The sequence below is a fragment of the Mycobacterium sp. pR1184 genome (genome assembly GCF_041287235.1).
In the GTDB taxonomy this organism is placed as follows: domain Bacteria; phylum Actinomycetota; class Actinomycetes; order Mycobacteriales; family Mycobacteriaceae; genus Mycobacterium.
In genome coordinates this window covers 127,576-142,162 of sequence record NZ_JBGGKR010000004.1, presented here as the reverse complement: position 1 = coordinate 142,162, position 14,587 = coordinate 127,576, and the positions used below count along the sequence as shown (strand labels likewise).

The window sequence follows — 14,587 nt, the reverse complement described above, 5'->3', positions numbered from 1 at the left end:
GTCGGTTGACCAGATCCGCTGCAGAGTCGAAGGTCACCCGCGGATGGACATCGCTAGCGTGGCCACTCGTGATCGAAAGGCCCGTGTAGTTAGGACTTGTGACCCTGTCGCTGGTCCGGCTCCCCGAGCACTCTGTGGTGTGTGTCGACGGTGCGGAAACAACCCCGGACCCAGTGGGCCGTTGAGCAATCGGATCGGATTGTGAGGAGGTGATCGGTGTGCGCGACCGAGATCAGCGGCTGCGCAATGAAGTGGAGCACCCGCAGCTCTATGAGGAGGTGACGATTACCTCCGCGAACGTTCCGATTGTGCTGTCGGTGTGGCGTGGTCGTCCGGGCGGCCCGGTGGTGGTGTTCCTGCCCGGAACAATGACACACCCGCTTTTCTATGAAGAGTTCTGCGATGGCCTTGCTGCCCAGGGCATTACCGTCGTGGGCGTGCACGCTGAAGGGCACGGAAAGAGTCCTCGCGTCGGTCGGCTCCTGCGTCTGGAGACTCTCGTCACCAACGCGCTCGATGCCACCGCATGGGCTCGGGCGCGGTTCGGACGACTACCCGTGGTGGTGGGCTCTAGCCAGGGCGGTGTGCTGGCTATGGTCGTCGCGACCCGTGATCACGAGCTCGCCGGCGTCGTCGCCCACAACATCCTCGACCCCGCGCTGCCCGAGTCGATTTCGGTTTCGCGATTCCCGACGTTCCTCCAAGCCGGGTACAGACCGTTCATGCGCGGCCTTCGGGTGCTGGCCAAGCTAGCGCCGCGGCTACCGATCCGGTTCGACGTTTACCTCGACCTGGCCCGAGTGTGCCGCGAACCCTGGACGGCCGAGCAATTCCTGCTCGACCCGCTCAGCGTGCACGCCTATCCTGTTGCCTTTCTGGCCGACCTTTTCAGCGCCGACATGACAGCCATGCGCGATGGCGCGATCACCTGCCCCGTTGTGGTCGTCGCCGGCCGCGCAGACCCCTTATTCAGCCTCGACTACACACAGAAAGTCTTCGCTCGCATCGCCGCCCCCGCCAAAGATCTTGTCGTGTTCGACACCGACCACCACCTGTTGTTCAACGAATGCTTGCCCCTGGTGCTGTCACGGGTCGCCGAACTCATTGCCAGCCTCGATGCGACAGCGAACGAGGAACAGACGAACGTGGCACCGCTCCAGCTGTGCCCGAAGGGTAAATAACACCGATCCCACGAGGTCGCGAGTGACCTTAGGTAGTGAAGGGAAAGACAACATGAAACGCGAAGTCTGCAAATTCTTCTCCGGAGCATTTGCCGCGCTGGCCTACGCTCACGCCGCGTATGCCGTTGCGACGGATCAGGGCATCATCAATGAGCCCGTTTTCCTCGGCAGGCGGTGGGGCATCGGATTCATGTGGACCGAGGCCGCCATTTATTCTGTGCTCGGTCTGGTGCTCGGGTATTTCGGGTGGATCTCCAAACCCCAAGAGCTACTCGAGAAGTCGGACACGATTGCGCCGGGCGCGAAGAGCAGGCAACCCGTGAGCGAAGGTGACGGGGCACAGCTCGTCGGCCGTTAAGTCATGTCGAAAGCCCAGGCATCGGCCCGGCTGCTGCTCGACCAGCTATGCGACGAACGCAGTCGCCGCGTTGTTTTGGTATCGCACTGCCTCCTGAACGAGAACACCCGTTACGCCGGCGGAGCGACGCGGCCCGGCGCTGTGGCCGAAACCGTCGACGAGCTGATGGCTGCCGGCTACGGCCTCCATCAGCTGCCTTGCCCGGAGCGGCTGGCCTGGGGCGGCGTGCTCAAACGCCACAGCCTCCGGCTCTACGGTTCCTATGGTGGACCGCTGTACGCGGTGCGCGGCGCACTGCTCAGGGCATTTGTTTGGTGGACCAAGGGCGTTTACCGGCATCTCGCGCGGCAGGTCGCCCGTGATGTGGCGGATTATCAGCGCGCTGGTATTTCCGTCGGCGGGGTTGTCGGGATTGGCGCGTCCCCGTCCTGCGGGGTCACCACCACACTTGATCTGCGTGCCTCCCTAGAGGTGGTGGCTGCTTGTCCGGCGGCGGCGTTGACGCGAGATGTCATGAACGAGAGGGCCGTGCTGGGCTGCCGCCGCGCGGGCGAGGGTCTATTCATCAAAGCCCTCGACCGCGAGCTGAAGCACCGTCGACTGATTCTGCCCGCATTGGAACATGACCTCGCCGCTGAGCTACGCGGCGAGCGACAGGCGGTGCTCGACACCCCAACATCGCGAGTGCTGGGCCACGCCCAGTCCGAAAATACGGCCCAATAGGAGGTTTCGCTCATGGTCGGGCACATCATTCGCACGCACTTGGGGGGCGCCGCTGTCACCGGTGCGGTTCTCCTGGCTATCGGCACACCTGCCACCGCTAACGCCGCCTATCCCGGTGTCCCAGAATGGTATTCACAAGCCAAAGAGCACTTCGACAATACAAGAAGCTATATGCAGGCGGTGATCGATGCGATCGCCGCCAATGACATCAACGTTCTCCGATCGGCATGTTCAGTGGCCCACGACGAACTAAGCGGCAACCTGCAGTCCCACCTGCCTACGCCGGACCCGGCCCTGACTACCGCGTTGCAATCGGAGATCGATGATGTTCACAATGCGATGCACATTTGCATGTCACTTGGTCCGAACAGCACGCTGGCCGATCTAGAGCGAGCCGATTCGTTTATGCAGCAGGCGAATCTTCACATGAGAACCGTCGACGCCATTCTGGCCACCGACCTAAGTTGATGCCCCCGCGGCGAATTTACGGTCGGCCGCACATCTTCGACGCCATCACGGTGTCCATGCCCAGTACGCGTCGTGACATGACTCTTTATCGTTGGGCGACTTCCTTTTTGAGTTGTCAATGCGTTCGGCCCAAATCCCGAGACGGCTGACGCAGAATCCGTTAGCCTGCCTCGCAGGTTCGCCAGCAAACTGGAAGGAGCCCTTGTATGCACTGCCGGTCTTTCATCATCGGCGGCCCGAGTTCGGGCAGCCGGGCGGCGGCGAACAGTACTACCTCGGAAACGGCAGGGTCCAAGACCTCATCGCGGGCGCAACTCTGCAGGAGGTAGCGCCCTAGGGGCGTACCCGGTTACACCATCCGCGGTACGCCGAATCCCGGGACGCTTCCTATCACGACCAGCGCGAGTGCAATGGCGAGATAAACGAACACTCGCACCGATTTTGGCGTGGGTTCCAGCTCGATCTCCGGTCTGCGCGCCGCGAAGAGAATGAACACCACTCCCATATCAAACGCCACGGTCGTCAGCCAACGGGTCCAGTCGTAACCGGTGAGGAATATTGGAACGAACAGCAGCAGCCCTGCGACAACCCACGTCATTCGTCCCCGCATCGTGTCGACGAAGGCGCGCAGCGGCACACCGGAAATCTCGCTGACACCCCACATCGTGGCGACGAGCCCAACGGCGCCGAATGCCAGGGAGGCGGTGAGGCCGACTGCTCCGATGTGGGCGACGCTGCGGACGGCATCGGCGATCCCGTTGTCGTAGATCGGCATCACGTTGCGGCATACCCAGTCGTGGTAATCGGCTTGAGGTGCTGGGCGTCCGGCGATCACATAGCGTACCAATGTCGACGGTGATGTGACCGTGCCAAATACGTTGGGCATCAGGTGATGCGGTACCTCCGAACACAGTTGGGACGCGATACCGTGACGACCGAACGCCGCCACGCCAGCAGCCGTCACCACACCCGGCGCCACCGCCAACAGTGCGCCCAGGCCCTGCCTGGCTTCTAGCGCGCCACCGAGGACGACGATGGCCAGCACAGCCCCCAACCCGAACATCAGCCCGATCGCCTCGTGCACGAGCGTCAGCGCCGCGGTCACCGCACCGTAAGCCAGACAGCAGGTGATCGCCATGGCGCGGGAACGTACGAACATCAACGCCGAGGCGAACAGCGCCAGCAGCGCCCCGCCGAACAGGTCCGGTCGGGCGGAATAAGCAGCAAACGGAACACCGAACGGCAGCAACGGAATCAGCATCACGATCATCAGGCTGCGCTCGGATCGATGGCGCTTCCAGAGCACCACGGCCGAGACCGTTGCCAGGCCGCCCAGATAAACCACCGTCGACAGCCATCGCAGAGTGAGGCTGACCGCGAAGTAATGTCCCGGGAACAAGCCCACCAATTCACCGGCGAGACCGCGGCGGACGAAGCCATGCGCGTAGGTGGCCGTGTAGTACGACATCCAGTACACGTCGAGCTGAACGATATCGATCGCGAACCACAACACGGTCGCCGACCAGATGGCGATCGCGACGGCGAAACCGATGTACACGCGTTGGTGTGCAAGGTTATTCGCGCGTATGCCCAGACTTACCATCAGGTCCCGCTGTCGTAGACGGTGGCAGCCCGCAGGCCGATGTCGGCCAGGGCGCGGCATACCAGCTCGCGCGCTGCTGCCGCAGTGTTGTCGGCTCCGCACTGGTAGGCAGTGACGGAGAGAAAGCGGCTGCCGTTGATTGTCCCTGTGGCACAGAACAATTGGCCGCGCATCTGCTCGATGCGACGTCGGGTGACGCCTTGCTCGACCAGTCGCACTGATACCTCGGACGCGTCTGCGCCGTCGATGCGGCCAACGGCGGCATCGAAGCTACCCATGTTCGAGCAGCCGACCGGTAGCTGGTCGGTCGACATGGCAATGCCTTCGGCCCGCCGGACCAGCCATCGTGGTGTGAACGGGATGAGCGGCAACCCGGCCAGCATTTCGTTAGGTCGGTGTTCCAGTGCGGTCAGCAGGTTCTTGATGTCGGCGCGCACGCCACTCAAGTCACCCAGTACCGCTCGGCCGTCGACGGAAAGTGTGATCGAGGTGAGCGCGTTGGCGCGGTCGTCGCTGGTGGTCGTGCGGTCGCTGACCGGAAGCACTACCGTCACGGAGTTCCCGTCCGGCCCCACTCTGCCTACCCGGTGCGCCAGACGAGCCATGAAAGCGACGAAAAGCGTATTGCCGCTGCCGTTTATGCTGCGCGCACGAGCCTCCCATGCCGCGGCGTCGGTATGCAGCGTCACGGCCGGGGGTGTCGTCCTGTCGTCGGCGATCGGCTCGGGCGTCCGCACTTCGGGCGCAACCGGCCGGCCGGATGAAACCTTGAGCAAGATCAGCAGAGTTGCGATCACCGCGCGAACGACGGCAGGTAATGCGACGAACGCGTCGGCCAAGTCCTCAGCTACCGCACGCCAGAGGGTGCGCGAGTTCGGTTGTGGGTAGCCGAGATTGCGTCGCTGTCCGTTCACCGCTTCAGAGATGGACATGGTCAACGCGAGGCCTTCGACAACGCAGTGTGACGAAACCATGGTCACCGCGGTGCCGCCGTCGTCCAACGGCAGTACGCCTAGGTGAAACGCCGGCCCGTATTCGGGGTCGACGGGCACTCGCGCGCGCCTTTCAATCCACGCGCCGACCTGCGACCGGGGCTGTTGCATTTCGACCACAATGTCGGGCGACTCGCCGTTGACTACCCAGCGATGACGGCCGAACGGCAACGGCGAGCGCTCGATCCGGCGCCCGAGCAGGCCGGCACCGAGCCGGTCTTGGACGCTGCGCAGCTCGTCGATGTCGACGTCGCGGTCATATAACCACGTGCATTGCACCGCACTGCTCTGCTGGGTGGCTCGCAGCCGTAGGAAAGCAGCTTGGTCCAGAAGGGCCAGCCTCGTCATACGCCGTCGGACACTCGGGTGAACTCGGCACGCATCGTGTCGGCAAAGTGCAGCACGGACGTGCGGGCGATGTCGGTTCCGGGGTATGCAACGACCAATTGCGTCTTGTCGCGCATGCGATTGACCCACATGCACACCGTCTCCGAGAGCCGGTTATCTCCCCAGATGCCGGCTCGCAGACCGTCGAAGTCGTTGCCGAACGGCAGCTTGCGAATGTCGATGTAGGACAGCATCGGCACGGGACGGTCCGGGGCCTCGATTCCTGCCGACCCGTCCAGCGTTTCGAGTAGGTGATAGAACGGGACCGCACCGAGGATGGCGTTCGAATCGAAGGATGCCTGCGCAGCCCTGACGACCTCATCGAACGACGCGCCTGCGGTTGGGATCGTCAGCGGGACGAAACTGGCCAGCCAGCCGACCGTGAGGGCATTTTCCGGGTTACGACGGTTGTCGAAGGGGGTGAGTCCGAAGTACGTCGCGGCGCCGGTCAACCGATACTCGGCCAATGCGGCACAGGCGAACACGCCCCCGGAAAATCGCGTGCCCACCGCACGGCACGCCGCTTCGAAGCGCGCGCCCTGATCTTCGTCGATCAGGTCGAACACTTCAATGGCCCCGGGCGTATCTGGGGTAGCCTCTCCCAGTTCCAGTGGGAACCTCGGCAATCTTCCGTTATTTGCCGCGAGAAAGGCTCGCCAGGAACGGATTTCGGGTGACTCTTCATTCAGGCTTGCGGCGTAGGCACGCTGATTCGCGCTGTACTCGCGATGGCTGGCCGCGGGTATCAACGTCGCTACGTCGTTCTGCAGCGTGCTGAAGTACGTCGTTTGGATGTCCAGGAAGATCACACCCGCCGACATGCCATCGGCGCGCAAGTGATCGATCGCGATCAACACAGTGAACCGGCCTTCGCCCTGAACGATTCCGAAGGTGAAGCAATCCCATTGCAGCGGATCGGGCGTATCCAGCAGCAGTTTGCGGATCTGGGCCGGCTCCATCACACCGAGATCCGTTGGTGCCAAAGTGATTACATCGGGTTCGGCGATGACGTAGCGGTGGATTTCGTCGTCTTCGCCGAAGGTAAACAGGTCGTGGTAGGTGTCATGTCGGCGGACATGGCTGTTCACCGCGTGCGTCATCGCCTCGATGTCGCACGTACCCTCGATTTCCCATGCTCCAATGCACAACCTCGGGATATCGCGGCCAAGGGCGACTTGACGCCGGTAATACCGAAGATGCTGCGACTGTTGGTAACTCACCGCTGCGGGGTGAGGCGGCGCGTCGGCCGCGTACGCATAAGTCGCCGGAGTGGGACACCAAGAATAAACAGTGCCATCGGCTGTCCAGTCGTCAACGGTGCCCAAAAACATGCCCCCACCCTTCGTTCGTCAGCCAGCGACGCCACCCCGAGCCCCCGATGACCTTAACGTGATCGCGGGCACATTGCCGAACGAGATGGAATATCGCGTGAACGCCCACTTAGCAGGACGCAGCGAACAGTTCGCCGGTGGGTGTCCCGTTTCGTTATCCGCACCCCTAACGGCACGGCGGCCCTAGAATGCTGGGACGCATCCGAACGGGAGGTTCTGATCCTGGTGAACCATCGGATCGTACGGCGCGAAAAGGACGTCCAGCCCGGCTAGCGGGCCAATTGGCGGCCGACATTCCCCGACGCGACAACCGCGCCGACCGTGAATGCGACGCGCCGTCCCACGCCGCCGTCGTCACCGTCGGCGCCGGGGCGGGTCCACTCCACCTGGGCGGTACCAGACAGCTGCAGGCTGGCGCCGGTGGCGAAGTCGAGGAACAACAGGGCGGCCTCGTCGTCGACCGCCAGGTTGCCGAAGCTGTTGAACATGTTGTTGCCGGGGTAATCCGGCCACCACAGCCGCTCGGCGTTCTCGACCCGCACAAATCCGGGTGGACCTCCGCGATGCGAGGCATCACTGCCCCGGGTGGGATGCGTGGTACCGAGGAAGAAGGTGTCCGAGGCTTCGACGATCGCCTGCTGGGCCGGGCTCAAAGACATTGTCTGGCTTGGGTTTTCCGAAGAGTGGGTGACTGCGTCGACGTTCACGTCGTGCCGGTGGATGTATTGAGGGCAGTTGCCGTACGCCTGGTCGACGTGCACCGTCATGCTCGCATCGTCGCTGTCGGTGAGGCTGCCGTTGATGCGCATTCTGCGGCGGGCGGCGAAATCGATGGCGATCAATCCGATCTGTTGGCCGACCGGCATCCGGTGCAGGGGATCACCCTCGCGCGGAACAGCCGAAATCCGCAAGGTGTCTTCGCCACCGCGCAGGAATCCTGGCTGCCCCGACAACGGGGAGACCCACAGCACACCCAGGCGGTCACGTCCGGTGATCGCGGCAAAGCGCTGGGTTCTCAGGAATTGCGCGGCGCCACCGGATAAGCCGTGCGCGCCAAGCATATTTTCCAGGCGTTTTGCGACCATTTCGACGCCGGCTCCGCGCTGGGTGGCCACCTCGCCCTCATGAAAGCCCGTTTCGGTCACCTGCTGAGCAACGCCGCCGGGGCGTCAGAGCTTCCCGGTGCCCGACGGGCGATCAACGGCATCGACTCAGCGCCTGCGGGGCCGGTGCCTGGTCACAGCGTCGTGTATCAACAATCCCACCAACGCTGCCACGCACAGTGGGACATACAGCCTGAAGTTGGTTGAGGCTTGCTCGTACAGTGCGATGTAGGCGATCGTTACGAGCGCCACCATCGTAAGCAAGATGCCGCGATTGACTTTGTCAGTGCTCATGCTTCGACCTATCTTTTCGGTCGGCACTACGCCGCGAGTACCAGCATAAACCTGCCAACACGGATTCTCACTGCCCTATTTCGCGCGTCGCGAAAATGCCGCGAATTGTGCGACGAATTCGTCGCGATTTCGCAATGCGGGCCGCCACCACTTTCCGGTCCGGCGACGCCAGAGCTTTACGCTAACCCCATGGCACCGACGCCGCGCCCGCGCCGATCAGCTCTCTACCTCCCCGGCAACAAAGATCGCGCACTCGAAAAGGGGAAATCGCTTCCGGCCGACGTGCTGATTTTCGACCTCGAGGATGCCGTTGGTCCCGACGCCAAGGTCAGCTCCAGGGCGAAGGTGTGCGACGCGGTCTCGTCAGACGGCTATCGACCTCGCGAGGTCGTGGTGCGTATTAACGGCGCGGGCACCGATTGGCACGACGATGATCTCGCCGCGGTGGCCGGCTCGGCGGCCGATGGGGTGCTCGTGCCGAAGGTCGAGACCGGAAAAGAAGTCCAAGCGCTCGCCGATGCGCTCGATGCGCTCGATGCACCGCAATCGCTGCAGTTGTGGGCCATGATCGAAACGCCGCGAGCCATCCTGCGGGCCGAGGAGATCGCGTCGGCCAGCGACCGGCTGACCGTGCTGGTCGTCGGCACCAACGACCTGGTCAACGACCTGCATGGCCTGCATGTACCTGGACGTGCACCGGTGGTACCCGCGTTGGCGCTTGCGGTGTTGGGGGCGCGAGCGGCGGGCAAGGCCATCTTGGACGGTGTGTTCAACACCATTGACGACGAAGCGGGCTTCCGGGCCGAGGCACAGCAGGGCCGCGAGATGGGTTTCGACGGCAAGACCTTGATCCATCCGTCCCAGGTTGCCCCCGCCAACGAATTGTTCGGTCCGTCGGACAAAGAGCTGACCGATGCCCGCGAGATCGTATCGGCGTATGAGCAGGCCCAGGCCGCGGGGAACAGCGTTATCACCGTGAATGGCCGCATGATCGAAAGCCTGCACGTGCGTGACGCGCAGCGGATCCTCACCCTGGCCGACCTGATCAGTGAACTGGAATCCCGATGACGCTGCGCCCGAGCCCATTTCGGGCGGACCTGCTGCAAGGAAAGGTGGCGCTGGTAACCGGTGGGGCCACCGGATTGGGTTTGGAGATCGCCCGGGTGTTGGGCGGCCATGGCGCTCGCGTGGCGATCTGCAGCAGAAAGGAACCCAATCTTCAGGCCGCGGTTAGGGCGTTGCGGGAAGAGGGGATTGAGGCCGTTTACGGCGTATGCGATGTCCGTAGCAGCGATGAGGTTGCGGTCGTCGTCGAGGACGTGCTGGCCGCCTTCGGTCGACTTGACATTGTCATCAACAACGCCGCCGGGAATTTCCCGGTCCCGATCAGCGAGCTGAGCGCGGGCGGATTCAAAGCGGTGGTCGACATCGATCTACTGGGCACATTCAACGTATCCAAAGCGGCATACGACCTTTGGCTGCGTGAGCACGGTGGCGCCGTGGTGAACATCAGCGCGGCGATTCAGTACCGGGGCATGGCGCTACAGGCACACGTTGTGTCGGCCAAGGCCGGCGTTGACGCGTTCAGCCGCGCGTGTGCGATCGAATGGGGGCCCAATGGGGTTCGGGTCAATGTCGTTGCCCCCGGAGCGATGTCGGGGACCGAGGGCGTCGCAAGAATCGCCGGCGACGGCCAGCACCGAACCATCCAGAACCCGCTGCGGCGCCCCGGCTCGACCACCGAGGTCGCCGAGACGGTGTTGTTCCTGGTCAGCGACGCCGCATCCTATGTGACGGGGGCTGTGCTGGTTGTCGACGGCGGCGGCTGGTTGACCGCCAGCGGTGTACCTGATCTGCCGGGCTACACCTGATTAACGGCCTGATTAACGGTCACACCACGGTGCGGTCACGGGTGAGGTCCCAGCCGGTCCTGCCGATTAGGTGTTTTGCGCGGTTTCGCATTATTCTTGCGCGCGGCCCATTGTCGACTCAGGAAAAGCAGATGCTTATTCAGCCCACCCTGCGACGCGCGCAATCGCCGCGCAGCGCTGCGCGTGTGACCCTCCCAAAGGTCGGTCAGTGCTTCGACATCGAGATCACCCGCGATAGCGACGGATGGATCGTCCGGGTCCCCGAGATCGCCGCCGTCGCGCGTGCCAGCCGCCGTGCCATGGTCGACTCGGTGGCGCGCGAATGCATCGCCGCCCGTACCGGCATCCCGGTCGGTTACATCATCGTCTACGTCTCGAAAGAGACCCGCTAGCGCCGCAATCTGCATTGCGACGCCAGCGGTCGATCACCCTGGCGACCTAGATCTTCACCGTCAGCGGCCAAACCTTCCAGATGTCGTCGCAGTACTCGGCGATGGCGCGATCCGACGAGAACTTGCCGCTGCGTGCGGTATTCAGGATCGACATCTTGGTCCACGACTCCCCATCCAGCCACGCGGCACTGACCCGGCTCTGGCACTCCACATAAGAGGCGTAGTCGGCGCACACCAGGAAGGGGTCGTCGTAACGCAGGTTGTCGACCAGCGGCTTGAACACCTCGGTGTCGCCGTGCGAGAACGTGCCGTCGGCAATCAGATTCAGCACCGCGGCCAGCTCATCATTGCTGTCGATGTAATCCGACGGGCGGTAACCGCTCGCCTTGAGCGCCTCGACCTCTTCGACGGTCAGGCCGAACAGGAAGAAGTTCTCCGCTCCGGCCTCTTCGCGAATCTCGACGTTGGCGCCGTCGAGCGTGCCGACCGTCAGGGCGCCGTTGATCATGAACTTCATGTTGCCGGTTCCTGAAGCTTCCTTGCCCGCGGTGGAAATCTGTTCGGACACATTGGCGGCCGGGTAGATCAGGTGCGCGTTCTGCACGTTGAAGTTCGGGATGAACGCGACCTTCAGGAATTTGTTGACCACCGGGTCGTTGTTGATCGTTTCCCCCACGGCATTGATCAACTTGATGATCCGCTTGGCCAAGAAGTAGCCGGGCGCTGCCTTACCGCCAAAGATGAAGGCGCGCGGCGGAATCGAGAGCTCCGGGTTTTGCTTGAGCCGGTAGTACAGCGCGATGATGTGCAAGACGTTGAGGTGCTGGCGCTTGTACTCGTGAATCCGCTTGACCTGGATGTCGAAGATCCACTGAGGGTTCAGTTGGACACCGGTCGTCTCGTGGATGAAGTTGGCCAGCCGCGCTTTGTTGGTGCGTTTGATGTCGCGCCACTGCTCCCGGAAGGAGGAGTCGTCGACGAACGGCTCCAGCCCGCGCAGCTTGTCCAGGTCCTTCAGCCAGCCGTCCCCGATGGTGCGGTCCAGCAGCTCGCGCAGCCCGGGGTTGGACAGCGCGAGGAATCGCCGCGGTGTCACGCCATTCGTCTTGTTGCTGAACCGTTCTGGCCACATCTCGTAGAAGTCTTTGAGCACACTGTCTTTCAGCAGCTCCGAGTGCAGAGCGGCGACACCGTTGATGGCGTGGCTGCCGACGGTTGCCAGGTGTGCCATCCGGACGTTCTTACCGCCATCCTCGCCGATCAGCGACATCCGGCGAACGCGGTCCGCGTCGCCAAGAAACCGGGTGCGCACCTCGTTGAGGAACCGCCGGTTGATCTCGTAAATGATCTCCAGGTGGCGCGGCAGCGAGTCGCCGAACATCTGCAGCGGCCAGGTCTCGAGCGCTTCCGGCAGCAGGGTGTGGTTGGTGTAGGCAAAGGTCGCGACGGTGATGTCCCACGCCTCCTCCCACTCCAGGTGCCGCTCGTCGACCAGCAGCCGCATCAGCTCGGCGACCCCGATGGATGGGTGAGTGTCGTTGAGTTGCAAGGCGAATCGCTGGGGCAGCTCACGCACACCCGCATCGGCGAGATCGTCCATGATGTGCAGCACGTGCTGCAGCGAGCACGACACGAAGAAGTGCTGCTGTAGCAGACGAAGGCGCTTGCCGGCCTCCGGCTCGTCGTTGGGGTAGAGGACCTTGGTGACCGTTTCCGAGGTCACCTCGTCTTCGACCGCCTTGTAGTAGTCGCCGGTGTTGAAGGCGTCCAGCGCAAAAGATTTGACAGCCCGCGCGCTCCACAACGTCAGCACGTTGCAGGTGTTGACACCGTAGCCCTGGATCGGGGTGTCGTACGCGACGCCCTTGAGCAACAGCCCGGGCACCCACCGGGCACGCTCGCGCCCGCCCTCGTCGGTGTAGTGCTCGACGTAACCGCCCCACTTGACCAGATAGTTAACGTCGGGTTTGGCGATCTCCCAGGGGTTTCCGCGATCCAGCCAGTTGTCGGTCTGCTCCACCTGCCAGCCGTCGTGGATCTCCTGGTCGAAAATGCCGAATTCGTACCGGATTCCGTAGCCGATTGCCGGACGTTCCAGGGTGGCCAGCGAGTCCAGGTAGCAGGCCGCCAGGCGGCCCAGCCCGCCGTTGCCCAACCCCGGTTCTTCCTCGCAGGCCAGCACCTCGTCGAGCCGCTGACCCATCGCGGCCAGCGCGGACTTCGCCGCGCCCTCCAAGCCAAGATTCAGCAGGTTGTTGCCCAGCTGTGGGCCCATCAGGAATTCCGCCGACAGGTAGCAGGTCACCTTGCGTCCGAGGTCGAGCGAGGTCTGCGTCGACGCCACCCGGCGGTCCTGAATGCGGTCGCGCACGGCCAGCGCCAGCGCCCGGTAATAGTGCTCCGGTCGCAGGGCCGCGGCCGGGCGGCCGATCGAGTAGCGCAGGTGATCGGTGATCGCGCGCTGCAGTGCGGGCGCGCCCATCCCGGTGCGAGAGTGCTCGGCCAGGTCGGCGGGCCGGGAAGGGGCGGCAGACAATCCGTCGGAGGGGGTCTGGTCGAGATCGGTCATAGTGATTCCTACTCCCTAGAGGTGGTGGCAGTATCGCACCGATCTGCCCAGCTTCGCGCAGTTCGTCAGTCTGGCAGCGGTGTTTGCACACCAGGCGCGAAATTGACGACTGTCACGTGAACGCAACCTCACGCACTGGCGACGAGACGGCGTTGTCGGGGGAGACGTACAGCGGGCAGGATTGAGCGCTGTAGGCCGCGACCCACAAGACGTCGCCTAGGTCAGTCGAAGACGACGACCGCGCGTCCGACCACGTCGCCGCGCCCCAGCGCGTCCAGCCGTTCGTTGATGTCGTCCAACTCGACCGGGTTGATGTGGTGTTTGATCAGTCCCTGGCTGGCGAGCGCAAGAACCTCGGTCAAGTCGTTGTGGTTGCCCCAGAACGAGCCGGAGTATGACTTCTCCCCGCTTACGAACGGAAAAATCGGTACCTGCGCACCGCTCTGTCCGATCAAACCGACGCAGGTGAGCGCGCCTTCCTTGCCCAAGATCGAAAACCCAAGCTCCAAAGACTCTTTGGCGCCGGCGCAGTCCAACACCGCATCGACTTCCCGGCGGCCGGTGAGGTCTTCCAGTTCGTTCTGCACCTCCTCGGCGGTTTTGTTCCGCGTGTTGACGGTGTGATGGGCGCCGTTTTCCTTTGCGACGGTGAGCTTGTCATCGTTGCGGGCGAATGCCACCACCGTCGCCCCGCCGCCGAGCAGTCGGGCGTACTGCACCCCGTAGCCTCCGAGGCCACCGATGCCGTTGACGACGACGGTGCGTCCCGCGCCGAGCTTTCCGGCCGCGAGGAGCTTCTTCATGCCGCGGTACGGCGTCAGCCCGGCATCGGTCAGCGGGGCCAGCGTCTGCGGCGTGTGGTCCGCCTGCTCCGGGACGGCGATGACATGGCGGGCTTGCACCGGCATGTACTCGGCGAAGCCGCCGGGCGGTCCGAACCCGGCCAGCTGCCCGTTCGCGCAGAGTTGCTCGTTGCCTTCGTGGCATTGCCGGCATCGCCCGTCGCCCCAGTTCGGGTTGACCACGACCGGCGTCCCCTCGGCCAGCCCTGCCGCTGCGGGGACCTCGGCGCCCACCACATGCACGTGTCCCGCCACCTCGTGACCCGGCGTAATGGGAAACGTGAGCGGGAAGCCTTCGCGGAAATAGCCGTCGACCAACTGGTAGTCGCTGCGGCACATGCCGGCGGCCGCCACCTTGACCAGGACCTCGTCCGGGCCGAAGTCGGGCACGGAGATCTCGTCGAGCCGCAGCGGCTCGTTATATGCGTGCATCCGCGCCGCCCGCATCTTCATGACGTTCCCCCTTTTCGGCG

General features: G+C 63.6%; 13 protein-coding genes. 7 read left to right on the top strand and 6 right to left on the bottom strand.

The window, feature by feature from the left end; genetic code table 11:
- Positions 1-218: 218 nt before the first annotated feature.
- Genes ACAG21_RS08940 through ACAG21_RS08925 form a run of 4 tightly spaced genes read left to right on the top strand, consistent with a single transcriptional unit; the run spans position 219 to position 2,730 of the window.
- Positions 219-1,181 (top strand): alpha/beta fold hydrolase, encoded by a 963-nt coding sequence (locus ACAG21_RS08940; RefSeq protein ID WP_370495641.1) that lies wholly within the window; start codon positions 219-221, stop codon positions 1,179-1,181.
- 52 nt (positions 1,182-1,233) lie between these two features.
- Positions 1,234-1,539 (top strand): hypothetical protein, encoded by a 306-nt coding sequence (locus tag ACAG21_RS08935; RefSeq protein ID WP_370495640.1) that lies wholly within the window; start codon positions 1,234-1,236, stop codon positions 1,537-1,539.
- Positions 1,540-1,542: 3 nt separating this feature from the next.
- Positions 1,543-2,262, top strand: coding sequence for a hypothetical protein (locus ACAG21_RS08930; RefSeq protein ID WP_370495639.1), 720 nt, complete (start codon positions 1,543-1,545; stop codon positions 2,260-2,262).
- Positions 2,263-2,274: 12 nt separating this feature from the next.
- Positions 2,275-2,730, top strand: a complete 456-nt coding sequence (locus ACAG21_RS08925; RefSeq protein ID WP_370495637.1) for a hypothetical protein — start codon at positions 2,275-2,277, stop codon at positions 2,728-2,730.
- A gap of 349 nt (positions 2,731-3,079) precedes the next feature.
- On the opposite strand, the gene ACAG21_RS08920 is transcribed toward ACAG21_RS08925, so the two are convergent.
- The 4 genes from ACAG21_RS08920 to ACAG21_RS08905 form a co-directional block, all read right to left on the bottom strand.
- On the bottom strand, positions 3,080-4,333 hold the full coding sequence (locus ACAG21_RS08920; protein ID WP_370495636.1) for a hypothetical protein: 1,254 nt from the start codon (positions 4,331-4,333) through the stop codon (positions 3,080-3,082).
- The gene (locus tag ACAG21_RS08915) at positions 4,333-5,673 is read right to left on the bottom strand and encodes a hypothetical protein (protein ID WP_370495635.1); all 1,341 of its coding nucleotides are present in this window, start codon (positions 5,671-5,673) and stop codon (positions 4,333-4,335) included. The genes ACAG21_RS08920 and ACAG21_RS08915 overlap by 1 nt, the downstream gene beginning before the upstream one ends.
- Positions 5,670-7,043: a condensation domain-containing protein gene (locus tag ACAG21_RS08910; RefSeq protein WP_370495634.1), complete on the bottom strand. Its 1,374-nt coding sequence runs from the start codon at positions 7,041-7,043 to the stop codon at positions 5,670-5,672. The genes ACAG21_RS08915 and ACAG21_RS08910 overlap by 4 nt, the downstream gene beginning before the upstream one ends.
- 269 nt (positions 7,044-7,312) lie before the next feature.
- Positions 7,313-8,188 (bottom strand): pyridoxamine 5'-phosphate oxidase family protein, encoded by an 876-nt coding sequence (locus ACAG21_RS08905; protein WP_370495633.1) that lies wholly within the window; start codon positions 8,186-8,188, stop codon positions 7,313-7,315.
- A 441-nt stretch (positions 8,189-8,629) separates the two neighbouring features.
- On the opposite strand from ACAG21_RS08905, the gene ACAG21_RS08900 reads away from it, so the two are divergent.
- From ACAG21_RS08900 to ACAG21_RS08890, 3 genes are all read left to right on the top strand, one after another.
- On the top strand, positions 8,630-9,508 hold the full coding sequence (locus ACAG21_RS08900; RefSeq protein ID WP_370495632.1) for a CoA ester lyase: 879 nt from the start codon (positions 8,630-8,632) through the stop codon (positions 9,506-9,508).
- On the top strand, positions 9,505-10,311 hold the full coding sequence (locus ACAG21_RS08895) for an SDR family oxidoreductase (RefSeq protein ID WP_370495631.1): 807 nt from the start codon (positions 9,505-9,507) through the stop codon (positions 10,309-10,311). The genes ACAG21_RS08900 and ACAG21_RS08895 overlap by 4 nt, the downstream gene beginning before the upstream one ends.
- 185 nt (positions 10,312-10,496) lie before the next feature.
- Complete coding sequence (locus tag ACAG21_RS08890; protein ID WP_370495630.1) at positions 10,497-10,703, top strand: long chain fatty acid-CoA synthetase Faa4p; 207 nt, start codon at positions 10,497-10,499, stop codon at positions 10,701-10,703.
- 46 nt (positions 10,704-10,749) lie between these two features.
- Here the strand turns inward: ACAG21_RS08890 and ACAG21_RS08885 are convergent, their stop codons facing one another.
- A complete protein-coding gene (locus ACAG21_RS08885; RefSeq protein ID WP_370495896.1) occupies positions 10,750-13,185 on the bottom strand; it encodes a glycogen/starch/alpha-glucan phosphorylase in 2,436 nt (811 codons plus the stop codon).
- A 308-nt stretch (positions 13,186-13,493) separates the two neighbouring features.
- Positions 13,494-14,567, bottom strand: a complete 1,074-nt coding sequence (locus ACAG21_RS08880; RefSeq protein WP_370495629.1) for an NAD(P)-dependent alcohol dehydrogenase — start codon at positions 14,565-14,567, stop codon at positions 13,494-13,496.
- Between the last annotated feature and the right edge of the window lie 20 nt (positions 14,568-14,587).